13 protein-coding genes are annotated in these 13265 nt (G+C 43.7%); 5 read left to right on the forward strand and 8 right to left on the reverse strand.

From position 1 onward, the window contains the following. Positions 1–56 precede the first annotated feature (56 nt). The gene (gene norR, locus KQP93_RS16660; RefSeq protein WP_217875276.1) at positions 57–1619 is read left to right on the forward strand and encodes a nitric oxide reductase transcriptional regulator NorR; all 1563 of its coding nucleotides are present in this window, start codon (positions 57–59) and stop codon (positions 1617–1619) included. Here the strand turns inward: norR and KQP93_RS16665 are convergent. Beyond that, positions 1616–2509 carry a LysR family transcriptional regulator gene (locus KQP93_RS16665; RefSeq protein WP_217875277.1) on the reverse strand — a complete coding sequence of 298 codons (894 nt, stop codon included), beginning with the start codon at positions 2507–2509 and terminating at the stop codon, positions 1616–1618. The two genes, norR and KQP93_RS16665, sit on opposite strands and share 4 nt — an antisense overlap. A gap of 130 nt (positions 2510–2639) precedes the next feature. On the opposite strand from KQP93_RS16665, the gene KQP93_RS16670 reads away from it, so the two are divergent. Continuing rightward, positions 2640–3209: an NADPH-dependent FMN reductase gene (locus tag KQP93_RS16670; protein WP_054562889.1), complete on the forward strand. Its 570-nt coding sequence runs from the start codon at positions 2640–2642 to the stop codon at positions 3207–3209. A 23-nt stretch (positions 3210–3232) separates the two neighbouring features. Here the strand turns inward: KQP93_RS16670 and KQP93_RS16675 are convergent, their stop codons facing one another. Continuing rightward, entirely contained in the window at positions 3233–3679 is a 447-nt protein-coding gene (locus KQP93_RS16675) for a TerB family tellurite resistance protein (protein WP_055198598.1), read from the reverse strand. Positions 3680–3806: 127 nt separating this feature from the next. On the opposite strand from KQP93_RS16675, the gene KQP93_RS16680 reads away from it, so the two are divergent. Beyond that, the gene (locus tag KQP93_RS16680; protein WP_217875278.1) at positions 3807–4172 is read left to right on the forward strand and encodes a hypothetical protein; all 366 of its coding nucleotides are present in this window, start codon (positions 3807–3809) and stop codon (positions 4170–4172) included. A 2-nt stretch (positions 4173–4174) separates the two neighbouring features. Here the strand turns inward: KQP93_RS16680 and KQP93_RS16685 are convergent, their stop codons facing one another. From KQP93_RS16685 to fabR, 6 genes are all read right to left on the reverse strand, one after another. After that, positions 4175–4768 (reverse strand): hypothetical protein, encoded by a 594-nt coding sequence (locus tag KQP93_RS16685; protein WP_054562892.1) that lies wholly within the window; start codon positions 4766–4768, stop codon positions 4175–4177. A 124-nt stretch (positions 4769–4892) separates the two neighbouring features. Then, positions 4893–5492 (reverse strand): 3-isopropylmalate dehydratase small subunit, encoded by a 600-nt coding sequence (gene leuD / locus KQP93_RS16690; RefSeq protein WP_138618464.1) that lies wholly within the window; start codon positions 5490–5492, stop codon positions 4893–4895. Further along, a complete protein-coding gene (gene leuC, locus KQP93_RS16695) occupies positions 5492–6892 on the reverse strand; it encodes a 3-isopropylmalate dehydratase large subunit (protein ID WP_054562895.1) in 1401 nt (466 codons plus the stop codon). The genes leuD and leuC overlap by 1 nt, the downstream gene beginning before the upstream one ends. A gap of 58 nt (positions 6893–6950) precedes the next feature. Continuing rightward, a complete protein-coding gene (gene leuB / locus KQP93_RS16700; RefSeq protein ID WP_054554475.1) occupies positions 6951–8027 on the reverse strand; it encodes a 3-isopropylmalate dehydrogenase in 1077 nt (358 codons plus the stop codon). Further along, positions 8024–9571: a 2-isopropylmalate synthase gene (gene leuA, locus KQP93_RS16705; protein ID WP_062564775.1), complete on the reverse strand. Its 1548-nt coding sequence runs from the start codon at positions 9569–9571 to the stop codon at positions 8024–8026. The genes leuB and leuA overlap by 4 nt, the downstream gene beginning before the upstream one ends. Before the next feature lie 357 nt (positions 9572–9928). Next, positions 9929–10558 (reverse strand): HTH-type transcriptional repressor FabR, encoded by a 630-nt coding sequence (fabR, locus tag KQP93_RS16710; protein ID WP_130050297.1) that lies wholly within the window; start codon positions 10556–10558, stop codon positions 9929–9931. Between the two features lie 116 nt (positions 10559–10674). Here fabR and KQP93_RS16715 point away from each other — a divergent pair, with 116 nt between their 5' ends. Both KQP93_RS16715 and sthA read left to right on the forward strand, forming a co-directional pair. Then, the gene (locus tag KQP93_RS16715; RefSeq protein WP_058586121.1) at positions 10675–11808 is read left to right on the forward strand and encodes an acyl-CoA desaturase; all 1134 of its coding nucleotides are present in this window, start codon (positions 10675–10677) and stop codon (positions 11806–11808) included. A 13-nt stretch (positions 11809–11821) separates the two neighbouring features. Continuing rightward, entirely contained in the window at positions 11822–13252 is a 1431-nt protein-coding gene (sthA, locus tag KQP93_RS16720) for a Si-specific NAD(P)(+) transhydrogenase (protein ID WP_217875279.1), read from the forward strand. Positions 13253–13265 lie beyond the last annotated feature (13 nt).

The following is a 13265-nucleotide window of genomic DNA, read 5'->3' on the forward strand; positions in this document are numbered from 1 at the left end:
AGTCAAAATGACACACCATTAAAAACATCAATAAAACACATTCAGGTCAAATTGACATGACGTTCAAAAAATCCCTTCTTGATGTTGCACTTGCACTTACCAAAGCAAGCAGTGTTGATCATAATTTCAGTTATTTATTGAGTTGCATTAATGATTGGCTTGAATGTGATGCAGTGGCCTTATTATTGAAACAAGGTGATGTATTAAAGCCCGTAGCCCTTCATGGATTGTCGGACGATACGTTAGGAAGACGCTTTAAAATAGCGGAGCATCCGCGTTTATTTGAAATATGCCGTGGCAGTGAGCCGCTAAAATTTGCCAAAGATTGTGGCCTACCCGACCCCTACGATGGTTTATTACAAAGCCAGCATGGCGACTTTCCTGTTCATGCCTGCATGGGTGTGCCGCTGCAGAGCAGCAAAAACAACAACGAACTATTGGGTGTTTTAACCTTTGATAGTTTAGATGAACATGCCTTTGACTCTTTATCAATGAACGAGCTCAATCAACTAAAACAGCTAGCAGCAGGTTATGTTGAGCAAGCCTTAACCTTGCAGCACTTTAGGCAACATGCACAGCACAGCCATCAAGTTGCGCAGCAGCTTAACCTTGAGGCACTAACACGAGAAGGTGTCGAAATTATTGGTAATAGCCAAGCAATACTGACCCTTAAAAATGATATTCAACTGGTGGCTGCCTCAGAATTTAGCGTATTGATACAAGGCGATACAGGCGTCGGTAAAGAACTCGTTGCCCGCAATATCCATTTAAACTCAAAACGCCGCGACATGCCGTTGATCCACTTAAACTGCGCATCGTTACCAGAGAACTTAGCCGAAAGTGAATTTTTTGGTCACAGTAAAGGCGCATTTACTGGCGCACATACTGCGCGCCAGGGTAAGTTTCAACTCGCCGATGGTGGTACCCTGTTTTTAGATGAAATCGGCGAGCTTCCGCTTGCTATGCAAAGTAAGCTATTGCGGGTATTACAAAGTGGTGAAGTACAAACGGTGGGGGAAGATCAAAGCCGTTATGTTGATGTCAGAGTGATTGCAGCAACCAACCGCGATTTAAAACAAGAAGTCGCTGCGGGGCGCTTTCGTGCAGACCTTTATCACCGCTTAAGCGTTTACCCATTGCATGTTGCACCACTAAAAGAGCGCGATAACGATGTTATTTTATTGGCAGGCTTTTTTATTGAGCAAACATCTAAAAAACTAGGGATTAAACAACTTAAGCTAAGTAGCGATACACAATTACTGCTGCGCCAATATGATTGGCCAGGCAATGTGAGAGAGCTTGAACATGTGATCAGCCGCGCAGCACTCAAAGCCAAGCAGCAACAATGGCAACAAAGCATTGTCACTATTGAGCCTGAGCATTGTGATATTGCTAAAACAGCGGTTGCAACACCAAGCCCAATTGCTGTTAACGAACAAAAAGCTACTCGCTTATCGCTGAAAGAGGCAACTGACGCTTTTAGTTATCAATTGATTATGCAACAACTTGAACTACATAACCTAAACTGGGCTGCCACAGCACGTAGCTTAAGTGTTGATAGAGCTAACCTTGTGCGCCTAGCCAAACGGCTAGGCATTAGCGTTAAAAAGTCTGTTTAAGCTTTTAAATCTTTAAAGTAGGCTTTTAAAAGCTGACTAAATGCTTGTACTTTGGCTGTGCGATGCACCAAGTGATGCGTTACCAGCCAAAGATCCGTTGGCCAGTTTAGTTCTTTAGGAAGCACTGGCAGCAGTTCAGGGTATTGGCTTGCCACTTCATGCTGTAAACCACCAATTCCTAAGCCTCTCACAATCGCCCTTGTTGCTTCTGATGTTTCAGACACCCGTAACTTAATTTGCGAAGGTTCAATATGTTGATCTACCCATGCAAAATAAGGCACTTTACCGTTGTAGCCAGCCACCCCAGAAACAAAACTATGCTGTTGCAACTGCTCAATACTCTTTGGCATGCCATACTTTTCAATATAACTTTTAGAGGCATAAAACCCTGACGAAAGTTCAGCTAAATGCTGGGCAATATAGTCGCCTTCATCAGGCCGAGGACCCGCTCGCACAGCAATGTGCGCCTGACCGTGATCAAGGCGTAAACGGTTTTGATCAAGAATAACTTCGAGCTGCACTTGCGGGTGCAGACTTTGAAACTGTTCGCAGACATCACTAAGCACATCAATAAAACCACTAACCGTAGTTAATAATAAACTGCCTCGTAGTTGGCTATCAGCGGCAATAATATCGTTGTGAAGTTTTTCAAGTTCAGCGTTAATCGATTTTGCAGTCGCAAACAACTTAGCGCCTATTTCTGTCACTGTATAGCCACGGGCATGGCGGTGGAATAACCGCGCATCTAGGTTATCTTCTAAATTATTGATTCTTCTAAGCACTGTGCTGTGGTGAACACCTAACGATTCGGCAGCAGCGGTTAACGTGCCGAGCCTTGCCACCTCATAAGCGACTTTTACATCTTGCCAATCATCAAATTGAATCGCCATAACGGCTCCTTGTGTGCATATACGCACATAAGTTTTGCGTTTATTTGGCTTTTCTGCAAGCTGTTTTTTGCTACAGTGAGTATATCAACAGTGAACAGAACAACAGTGAAGCTTAAAAAAGGAAGCCATCATGACAGCACCAAAAATTATTGCCCTAGCAGGCAGCCTACGTAAAGACAGCTTTAATCAAAAACTGATTAATGAAGCTGCACGCTTCGCCCTCGAAAGTGGTGCTGAAGTAGAAGTGATTAAATTAAGTGATTTAGACTTACCTTTATTTGATGAAGATATTGAAGCACAAGGCACACCTGCTGGCGCACAATTATTAAAAGATAAGCTTCGCGCTGCTGACGGCATTTTATTAGCAAGCCCAGAATATAACGGCTCAATTACAGCGCCACTTAAAAACGCAATCGATTGGGCATCTCGTACAGAGCAAGGCGCAGTACCTGCATTTCGTAATAAAGTAACTGCACTTTATGCATCTTCACCGGGTGGTTTAGGTGGCTTACGTGGTTTAAATCACGTGCGTGATATTTTATCGGGTATTGGTAGTTTAGTACTTGCAGATCAACTTGCAGTGCCTGCTATCCACACTAAATTAGATGAGCAAGGCCGCATCAGCGATGCTGATACAGCCGAGCAAGTTGCCAGCCTTGCCCAGCAACTTGTGAGCGTAGCGAGCAAATTAAATAAATAATTGCTAGCCTAGTTTTATCGCTACTAACTTAGCTTTGTCGCTGCTAGCTTAGCAGCGATAAAGTCTTCATGAGTTACATACAGTAAGCTTGCGACGCGGCGAATAACCATTTCTTCATGCTTATCTAAATTGCCATCTGCGTAGGCTAAACGCCACAACAGCTCGATGATTTCAATACGCTGCTCGGCACTGCACTGGGCATTAACTTGTTTTGAGAACTGAAAATAATCTATTGCATCATCTAAGCTTTGCGATGCACTTGCAACTAACTCTTGAACCTCTTCCTCGTTGAGCGAGAAATACTTCTTTAAGGTCTCATTCAGGGTCTGTTGCTCATCATCTTGTAACTCATTATCTGCACGCATAACCTCAATTAATAACGCAGCAACGGCGGTTTTTAGGTCATGCTCAGCAATGTTAGATTGGGTATCATTCAGCGCTGAAAACAGCTGTTTAATTTTATTGAGCATCACATTTTCCCTTTTTGGGTGTTAGACTACATGTAAGACGTAACGTTACCTTAGTTTGACTATGGATGCTAATTCAGGTTCAACATCTCGATGAAACAAGGTATTAATCACATGGAGTTAAGTGTTTATGAGTGAAGTGAGAAGTACACTAGCACTATTAATCAGCGCCGTTTTAATGTTAGCGGGGTGCAGTAATGCGCAGGCAGCAAAAGGCGAAACCGAAAAGCTCTATGACTTCGACGAAAAAGTCCACTACTACCAAACTAAATTGGCCGATGGCCGCTACCACCTCGAAATTCAGTCTGACGACTACAAGCACTTTCGCAATCAAAGCGTATTCTTGCTGCGCCATGCAAGTCGCTTATGTAGAGACAAACCATTTATGCTAAGAGTGACTGATGGGGTGCAGGAGTATGAACGTTTTCCAACTAAACCACGCGCCTATCAGCCACCTTTAACGGTTGTTTTACAGTGTGAAGACGAAGCTAAATAGTACTAGTCTTCATATCCCCACGGCGCGCTTGGCGGCGTGATAGGTTTAGTTAAGTCAAAATCAACACGAAATTCACGCCCTTCACGCACTAAGCGATACGTAAATTGCTTAGGATAAATATACATTTGCCACGTGTTACCCATTGATTGGGGAATACCTTGGCTCACAAACAACTCTTTTGAATACTGATCAGCCGGGAACGACTGCGCGTTAGCAAAACCCGCATCAAGAGTATGGCCACCATACATGGTTGATTTATCATCGCTGCCATCTTTATGACGATGGTCATGCTTTAAACTCAAACCACTGCCCGTTTTTGTGATGATCCAAGTACGAGATGCATCATCACCTACATGAAATGGCACTTGTAACTCACGCTCGTTACAACGACGTACATGCATTACTAACTTTTTGCCCGCAAACGAGCTCGGGCCAGCAGCGTTATCAACGCTCACTTTACCTTCGTAAGCTTTACCGCAATGGGCAGCAATATTATCAAAAAAGCCATCATGGCTTGGAATTGACACTAATGGTGCCGGTCGTGCAGCCGCTACTGATGATGCTGCCACGAGCATCGATGCCACTAAATATTTCATGGTGTGTTCCCTAAATAAAATTTCAGTCTAGGCTAATGGTTTAAAGGCCATAAAGAAAACAATTACGATAAATAACAAAAAAACGCGGCCTTGGCCGCGTTTAGGTTCACATGGAAAAACCAGGTTATTGCCAAGGGCGTTCTACTGCTAGTTGCTGCTCAAAGGCATCAATTTGGCTGTTAAGTGTTTCAGTCACACCGATAAAGTCTAAGCCACTTAATAAACGCTCTTTAATATCATGGCGAATATCAAAGTGAATAGTGTCAAACTTATCGCTACGAAGCTGTTGGTTTTCTAAATCAACTTCAATGTGAATATCATCATGCTGTTCACTCAGCACAAATAATTGCTCAAGTGTTTCTGCTGGTAATGCGATAGCAAGCATTTGGTTATTGCCGCAGTTATTAAAGAAAATATCGGCAAAACTTTCCGCTAAGATAACTTCAAAACCATATTGCTTTAATGCCCATGGCGCATGCTCACGCGATGAACCACAACCAAAATTGTCGCGAGTTAAAAGAATTTGCGCACCTTGGTAACAAGGGCGGTTCAAAATAAACTCAGGGTTTGGCTCGCCGTTATCTAAATAACGCCAATCGTAAAAAAGCGCCGCATCAAAGCCATCACGGCTTGTCGACGTTAAAAACTGCTTTGGAATAATTTGGTCAGTATCAACATTGTTTTTATCTAACGGGGCCATTAAGCCACTAAAAAATACGCTCATTAGGCTTCTCCTCTGATATCAACAAAACGACCATGAATTGCCGCTGCTGCAGCCATTGCTGGGCTCACTAAGTGAGTGCGACCACCGCGACCTTGGCGTCCTTCAAAGTTACGATTAGAGGTCGACGCACAGCGTTTACCGGCTTCTAATCTATCGTCATTCATTGCTAAGCACATTGAACAACCTGGCTCACGCCATTCAAAGCCAGCTGCTTTGAAGATATCTGCAAGGCCTTCGTCTTCAGCTTGTTTTTTAACAAGGCCAGAACCTGGAACAATCAGTGCTTCAACACCCGCTGCAACCTGCTTACCTTCAACAATTTGCGCGGCAGCACGTAAATCTTCAATTCGGCTATTTGTACATGAGCCAATAAACACGGTATCAACAGTTGCTGAAGACAATTTATCGCCTGCTGTTAAGCCCATATATTTTAGTGCGCTACGGATTGCATCAGCTTTGATTAGATCTGGTTCTTGCTCAGGATCAGGAATGAATTCATCTACGCCAATCACTTGCTCAGGGCTGGTACCCCAAGTAATTTGCGGTTGAATATCAGCAGCCTCCAATTCAACAACATGATCAAACTCTGCGCCTTCATCTGTTTTTAGTGTTTGCCAATAGGCAACGGCACTATCAAAGTCAGCACCTTGTGGTGCAAATGGGCGACCTTTTAAATAATCATAAGTTGTTTGATCTGGTGCGATTAAACCCGCTTTTGCGCCCATTTCAATACTCATATTACAAAGCGTCATACGCGCTTCCATAGACAGCGCTTCGATTCCTTCGCCACAAAACTCAGCAACATAGCCTGTACCACCCGCAGTGCCTAATTTACCGATCACTGCCATGATTAAATCTTTGGCAGTAACAGTTGGGCGTAGGCGACCATTTATTTGAATTTTTAACGACTTGGCTTTTTTCTGCTGTAGCGTTTGAGTGGCTAGAACATGCTCAACTTCTGAAGTACCAATACCGTGCGCTAATGCGCCAAATGCACCATGGGTAGAGGTATGGCTGTCACCACACACAATGGTTGTGCCCGGTAAGGTAATGCCCTGCTCAGGCCCCATTACATGCACAATACCTTGATTTATTGAGTTTAAATCATAAAGTTGAATACCAAACTCTTTACAGTTTGCATCCAGTGCCATTAATTGATTTTTCGACACTTCACTCGCAGCATCTAATGAACGGCTTTTTGTTGAAACGTTATGGTCCATGGTCGCAAAGGTTTTTTCTGGGCAACGTACTTTGCGGTTTTTCTCACGTAAACCCGCAAAGGCTTGCGGCGATGTAACTTCATGAACTAGGTGACGGTCGATATAAAGTAAATCGGTTTGATCATTTATGCTGGCGACTACATGAGCTTGCCAAATTTTATCGTATAAGGTTTGGGCCACTTGCTATTCCCTCATTTTAGTTACGCTGAGTGACGAGCTCAGCGCAAACAATTTTTAATTAAATACGTGCCACAATTGCCGCAGCAACATCACTGGTGGTGTACCCTGCATTTGGGTAGATATCTGGCGTACCGACACCGGCTTCAACCGCTTCTGCTACCGCTTTTTCAATCGTACGAGCCGCTTCATCTTGACCTAGTGAGTAACGCAGCATAAGCGCAGCACTTAAAATTTGTGCGATAGGGTTTGCCACCCCTTTACCCGCGATATCTGGTGCAGAGCCACCAGCTGGCTCATACAAACCAAAGCCAGACTGATTCAAACTCGCTGATGGTAATAAGCCCATAGAGCCTGTGATCATCGCGCATTCATCAGACAAAATATCGCCAAATAAGTTATCACAAAGTAATACATCAAACTGACTTGGCTGTTTAACTAACTGCATTGCCGCGTTATCAACATAAATGTAGTCAAGGCTTACCTCTGGGTAGTCTTTGCTCACTTCAGAGACCACTTCACGCCAAAGTACGCTGGTCGCTAACACATTCGCTTTATCAACCGAGGTAACATGATTACTACGCAGCTTAGCGGCTTCAAATGCAAAGCGTGCGATGCGCTCAATTTCTTTACGTGAATATGTTTGGGTATCGAAAGCGGCTTCTTGTTCCCCTTCGCCACTGCGGCCTTTTTCACCGAAATAAATACCGCCTGTTAGCTCGCGAACACATAAGATATCAAAGCCTTGTGCACTGATATCTGCACGAAGCGGTGACGCAGCGCTTAGTGCTGGTAGTAATTGTGCTGGGCGTAAATTACAGAACAAACCAAAATGCTTACGCAGTGGCAACAGTGAAGCTCGCTCTGGTTGCTCATTCGGTGGTAAGTTTTCCCACTTAGGGCCACCTACCGAGCCAAATAAAATCGCATCGGCATTTTCACAAGCGCTCAGTGTGCTTTGTGGTAGCGCCTGACCAAACTCATCAATAGCAGCACCACCAATCGCGTGGTGATGACGAGTCAAAGTAAAACCAAACTTTTCGCTTACAGCATCCAAGACGGTTTCTGCTGCTGCCATAACTTCTGGACCAATCCCGTCGCCTGCTAATACTGCGATACTGTAATTCGATTGACTCATCCTGCTTTCCTCTGTTGTTTTAAATCAGACACTTTTTGTGCACGATAAATTAAGTTATAAACGCGGATCATGGCGCGTACCGACGCTTCAACCACATCCGCTGCAATGCCCGCGCCGTGATAAGGGCGACCATCGTATTTAGCGATAATATTCACTTGTCCTAGCGAGCTGGCACCTTGGCCTGTTGCTTCTAGGTTATATTCAATCATTTCAACCGACATACCCGTTAAGCGCTCAATTGCTAAGAATGATGCTTCGACAGGGCCATTACCTGTTGCTGCCTCTTGCTTAGACTCACCATCAATTGTCATGCCGATTGTTGAGCTCGCCACCGATTGTGAGTTAGACGTAGAGTTAACAAACTCAAGTTGATACTTCTCGTCTTTATCTTTGATTTGATTAAAGTAAATCATCGCTTCTAAGTCGTAGTCATACACAGTGCCTTTTTGGTCTGCTAATGCTAAGAAGCTGGTGTATAAGCTATCCATATCGTAATCAGATTTTTGATAGCCTAACTCTTCTAAACGATGCTCAATAACATGGCGACCTGAACGCGAAGTCATGTTTAATTGGTTATTTGGTACACCAACACTTTCTGGCGACATAATTTCGTAAGTGTTTTGTGCTTTTAATACGCCGTCTTGGTGGATCCCTGAGCTGTGTGCAAAGGCGTTTTCACCAACAATTGCTTTGTTTGGTTGCACTGGCATATTACAAATCTTCGCGACTTGACGCGAAGCACGGTAAATTTCTTCACTGCGAATATCGGTATGCACTTTTAAGTGGTCTTCACGCATCTTCATGATCATCGCCACTTCTTCAAGCGAGCAGTTACCTGCACGCTCACCAATACCATTAATCGTACATTCGATTTGACGAGCACCGGCTTGTACCGCTGCGATTGAGTTAGCAACCGCTAAACCTAAATCGTTATGGCAATGCACGCTTAAACGCGCCTTGTCGATATTTGGCACATTGTTCATTAAGTGATGGATCATTGCAGCGTATTCGTCTGGCGTTACATAGCCTACGGTGTCAGGTAAGTTGATAGTTGATGCACCCGCATCAATGGCACTTTCAACGATACGGCATAAATCCCAATGCGGTGTACGACCTGCATCTTCACACGAAAACTCAACGTCATCCGTGTAGTTACGTGCAAGTTTAATCGACTTAACAGCCATTGCTGTTGCATCGTCTAAGCTCATACGTAATTTGTGTTCAAGGTGTAATGGGCTGGTTGCAATAAATGTATGAATACGGCCTTGCTCCGCCGGGCGAAGCGCTTCACCACATGCTTCAATATCTTTTGCTACAGCACGTGCTAAGCCACAAATAATCGGCCCTTTCACTTCAGTCGCAATTCGCTGTACAGAGCGAAAATCTGCCGGGCTAGATACCGGAAAACCCACTTCCATTACATCCACATTTAAGCGGCTAATGGTATGCGCAAGTTGAATTTTGTCGTCTTCGGTTAGGCTTGCTTTTAATGCTTGCTCACCATCACGTAACGTTGTGTCAAAAATCCAAACCTTATCTTTCATAAACTGTCCTCGTTCCCAATGACCCATTAGCGAGATAAAAAAAACCCCGCGGTTGCGGGGTTTTTTAATGTTCTACAAATGCAAATACACTAAGCCCCGCTCACTGATTTAAGCAGTAAGAGGTTTAGTTTTAATGTAATTGAATGTGTAATTTGCATCTTAATTTACTAAATGTGTGTTCAGTGGCTGTATTTTTAACATTCAAAAAACTTGCTTGCAAGCATAATTTTTCCACAAAAACGATTTTTAAATCGCCTTGATGAAATTAAAAATCCACAAAAATGCATTTTCAAGGTTAATTAACCCTCATTGAATGTATTGAACGTTTAAAGTTTCGGAAGGTAAAGCTTCTATTGCTTAGATTAACTTTTGCGATTGATTACTATCACGCACGTATAAAGTGGCACCGCGAGCAATATAACGTAATTGCCAGATCAAACGCTCAACCAGCTCTTCGCGTTGTGCCCCTTCAATATCGAGGGCTTCGGCACCGGCATTAAATACTAAAGTCACCATAGCTTCGGCTTGAATGTATGCATGAGTTGGGTCGCATGGTGTTTCGCTTTCAAGGTAATGCGCAAGCTCTAAAATGAAATGTTTAATTTCACGAGCAACCGCAGCACGAAATGCTTTTGAAGTTCCTGAGCGCTCACGCAATAACAATCTAAATTGGTTGCTCGAGTTATCGATAAACTCCATAAAGGTCACGATTGATGTCGTGATCACACTACCACCACTCTCAATACGGCGGCGCGCTTGGCGCATAAGCTGGCGAAGTGTTAAACCAGCTTCATCAACCATGGTCAAACCGAGCTCATTCATGTCTTTAAAGTGGCGGTAAAAAGAGGTGGGTGCAATCCCTGCTTCACGGGCAACTTCACGCAAGCTTAAATTAGAAAAACTATGATCGGCACTCAATTGATTGAATGCAGCCTCGATTAGTGCTTGTCGTGTTTTTTGTTTCTGTTGCGCTCTAACACCCGACATGGAAACTCCCAGCGTGAACTTTTAATGATTTTTCGGTTAATGAGACAGTCTAATACTTGACGCGGAGAGAATGAAACACTATTTTAGCGTACAACTGTACGCCGAGATTTATTCAGATGAAAAAACCACCGATTATTTGGACCAATGTGCTATTTTTTAGCCTTACATTTTTGGCCGCGATCACCCTTGTTCCTTGGTATGGCTTTAGCTACGGATACACCAGTACACAGTGGATAGCCTTTGTTGGCTGTATGTTCTACGCCGGACTTTCTATTACTGCAGGTTATCACCGTTTATGGGCACACAAAGCCTATGATGTGCACCCTGTTATTGAAGTGATTTTTGCCTTAGGTGGTGCTTTTGCTCTACAAAACAGTGCCTTGCACTGGAGTAGCGATCACCGTATTCACCATGGTCAAGTTGATGATCCAATCAAAGACCCTTACGCCGCCACTAATGGCTTTTGGTATAGCCACATCGGTTGGATGCTGCGCGATTATCAAGGCGAGCAATATGGTAACTACAGTAACTGCCGTGACTTACAAAAAAACAAAGTCGTTATGTGGCAACACCGTCACTATATGAAGTTAGTCGTCGCGACAAATTTTGGTATTCCTTTACTACTTGGTTTAATGCTTGGCGATGTATGGGGCATGTTATTACTGGTTGGTTTACTGCGCTTAGTATTGAGCCAGCACTTTACCTTTTTTATCAACTCGCTGGCACATATCTGGGGCTCACGCCCGTACACAGAAAAAAACACCGCCCGTGATAATGGTTTTTTAGCGCTATTCACATACGGTGAAGGCTATCATAACTTCCACCACATTTTTGCTAGCGACTATCGCAATGGCATTAAGTGGTATCACTATGATCCTACTAAGTGGATGATCCGCTCTTTAGCGGCAATCGGCCTTGCTTCAAAACTAAAGCGCACACCGATTGAGCGAATCGAAAAAGCCAAAGCAGAAACCTTGATGAATAAGACTCAAGGTCGCCTTGCAAAATTGCCTTTAGCGCAAGATAAGCTTACATTGTTACAATCTGAGTACGATTTACTGCTGAAAAAACTGCAACACTTCTGTGCCTTGCAAAAACGCGTGTTAGAAATCAAACGTAATAAAATGATGAAACAGTGTGAAAAATCAGCATTAATGACACAATATCACGAGCTTGAAGCCGCTTGGGAAAACCAAAAGCAGGCTTGGCTTGCACTAAATGCGAGGTTGTTAAAAGCCTCTTTTAGTTAACATAGGAGCGGCTGTGGCCAAACAACAAGTAAAGCAAAAAGATACTCCATCTTATCAATATGATGCGATCATCATAGGTACAGGTCCTGGCGGTGAAGGTACCGCCATGAACCTATCTAAAAGTAATAAGAAAGTCGCTGTTATTGAGCGTCAAGAAGCGGTAGGCGGCGGTTGTGTGCACTGGGGTACTATTCCTTCAAAAGCATTGCGTCATTCTGTAAGCCGTTATATTGAATATAAAGCAAATCCGCTATTTAATATCAGCGAGCGCCCTAACCGCTTAACTTTCCCAGATATATTGCACCACGCAAGTAACGTCATTTCAAAGCAATCTAATTTACGCAGCAGCTTTTATGAGCGTAATCGCATTCATATGTATCAAGGTGACGCTGAGTTTATTGATAAACACACCATTAAAGTGACGCACCTAGACGGTTCGTTTGAAACTCTTACTGCACAAACAATCGTTATTGCTACTGGCTCGCGCCCTTACCGTCCACCAGGTGTAGACTTTAAACACCCACGTATTTACGACAGCGATACCATTTTAGGCCTTGAAGATGACCCTCATCGTGTGCTGATTTATGGTGCCGGTGTAATTGGTTGTGAGTATGCCTCTATTTTTAAAGGCTTAGGTGCCAAAGTTGATCTGGTGAATACCCGCGACCGCCTACTTGCCTTTATGGATGCAGAAATTTCAGATGCTCTGAGCTATCACTTTTGGAATAGCGGTATTGTTATTCGCCATAATGAAGAGTTTGATCGCGTAGAAACTCGCGATGATTGTGTGGTAATGCACTTAAAATCAGGTAAGCGCGTAAAAGCTGACTGTATTTTATTTGCCAATGGCCGTACGGGTAACACAGACACACTCAACCTTGAAGCCGTGGGCTTAAAAGCAGATGGTCGTGGCCAGCTTAAGGTGAACGAAACATACCAAACAGAAGTCGATAACATTTATGCTGTAGGTGATGTCATTGGTTACCCAAGCCTTGCCAGTGCGGCATTTGACCAAGGCCGTATTGCAGCCGATGCGATTGCATGTGGTAATTGCGATGAGAAGCTGATCATTGATATTCCAGCAGGTATTTATACGATCCCTGAAATGAGCTCAGTGGGTAAAACAGAGCAAGAATTAACAGCTGCAAAGGTCCCTTACGAGGTAGGCCGTGCTCAATTTAAGCATTTAGCGCGTGCACAAATTGCAGGCACCGAGGTAGGTAGCTTAAAGATTTTATTCCATGTTGATACCAAAGAAGTACTGGGTGTGCACTGCTTCGGTGAGCGTGCCTCTGAAATCGTTCACATCGGTCAAGCTATTATGGAGCAAAAGAACGGCGGCAATAACATTGATTACTTTGTAAATACCACGTTCAACTACCCGACCATGGCTGAAGCCTATCGCGTAGCTGCACTAAATGGTTTAAATCGTTTGTTTAAGTAACGAAGTAAATTAC

The organism is Pseudoalteromonas shioyasakiensis (assembly GCF_019134595.1).
Classification (GTDB): Bacteria; Pseudomonadota; Gammaproteobacteria; order Enterobacterales; family Alteromonadaceae; genus Pseudoalteromonas; species Pseudoalteromonas shioyasakiensis_A.

What these genes read in the sequence shown, in the direction of transcription:
- norR (WP_217875276.1), top strand. Translation starts at nt 57, where the DNA reads ATGACGTTCAAAAAATCCCTTCTTGATGTTGCACTTGCACTTACCAAA.
- KQP93_RS16665 (WP_217875277.1), bottom strand. Translation starts at nt 2,509, where the DNA reads ATGGCGATTCAATTTGATGATTGGCAAGATGTAAAAGTCGCTTATGAG.
- KQP93_RS16670 (WP_054562889.1), top strand. Translation starts at nt 2,640, where the DNA reads ATGACAGCACCAAAAATTATTGCCCTAGCAGGCAGCCTACGTAAAGAC.
- KQP93_RS16675 (WP_055198598.1), bottom strand. Translation starts at nt 3,679, where the DNA reads ATGCTCAATAAAATTAAACAGCTGTTTTCAGCGCTGAATGATACCCAA.
- KQP93_RS16680 (WP_217875278.1), top strand. Translation starts at nt 3,807, where the DNA reads ATGAGTGAAGTGAGAAGTACACTAGCACTATTAATCAGCGCCGTTTTA.
- KQP93_RS16685 (WP_054562892.1), bottom strand. Translation starts at nt 4,768, where the DNA reads ATGAAATATTTAGTGGCATCGATGCTCGTGGCAGCATCATCAGTAGCG.
- leuD (WP_138618464.1), bottom strand. Translation starts at nt 5,492, where the DNA reads ATGAGCGTATTTTTTAGTGGCTTAATGGCCCCGTTAGATAAAAACAAT.
- leuB (WP_054554475.1), bottom strand. Translation starts at nt 8,027, where the DNA reads ATGAGTCAATCGAATTACAGTATCGCAGTATTAGCAGGCGACGGGATT.
- leuA (WP_062564775.1), bottom strand. Translation starts at nt 9,571, where the DNA reads ATGAAAGATAAGGTTTGGATTTTTGACACAACGTTACGTGATGGTGAG.
- fabR (WP_130050297.1), bottom strand. Translation starts at nt 10,558, where the DNA reads ATGTCGGGTGTTAGAGCGCAACAGAAACAAAAAACACGACAAGCACTA.
- KQP93_RS16715 (WP_058586121.1), top strand. Translation starts at nt 10,675, where the DNA reads ATGAAAAAACCACCGATTATTTGGACCAATGTGCTATTTTTTAGCCTT.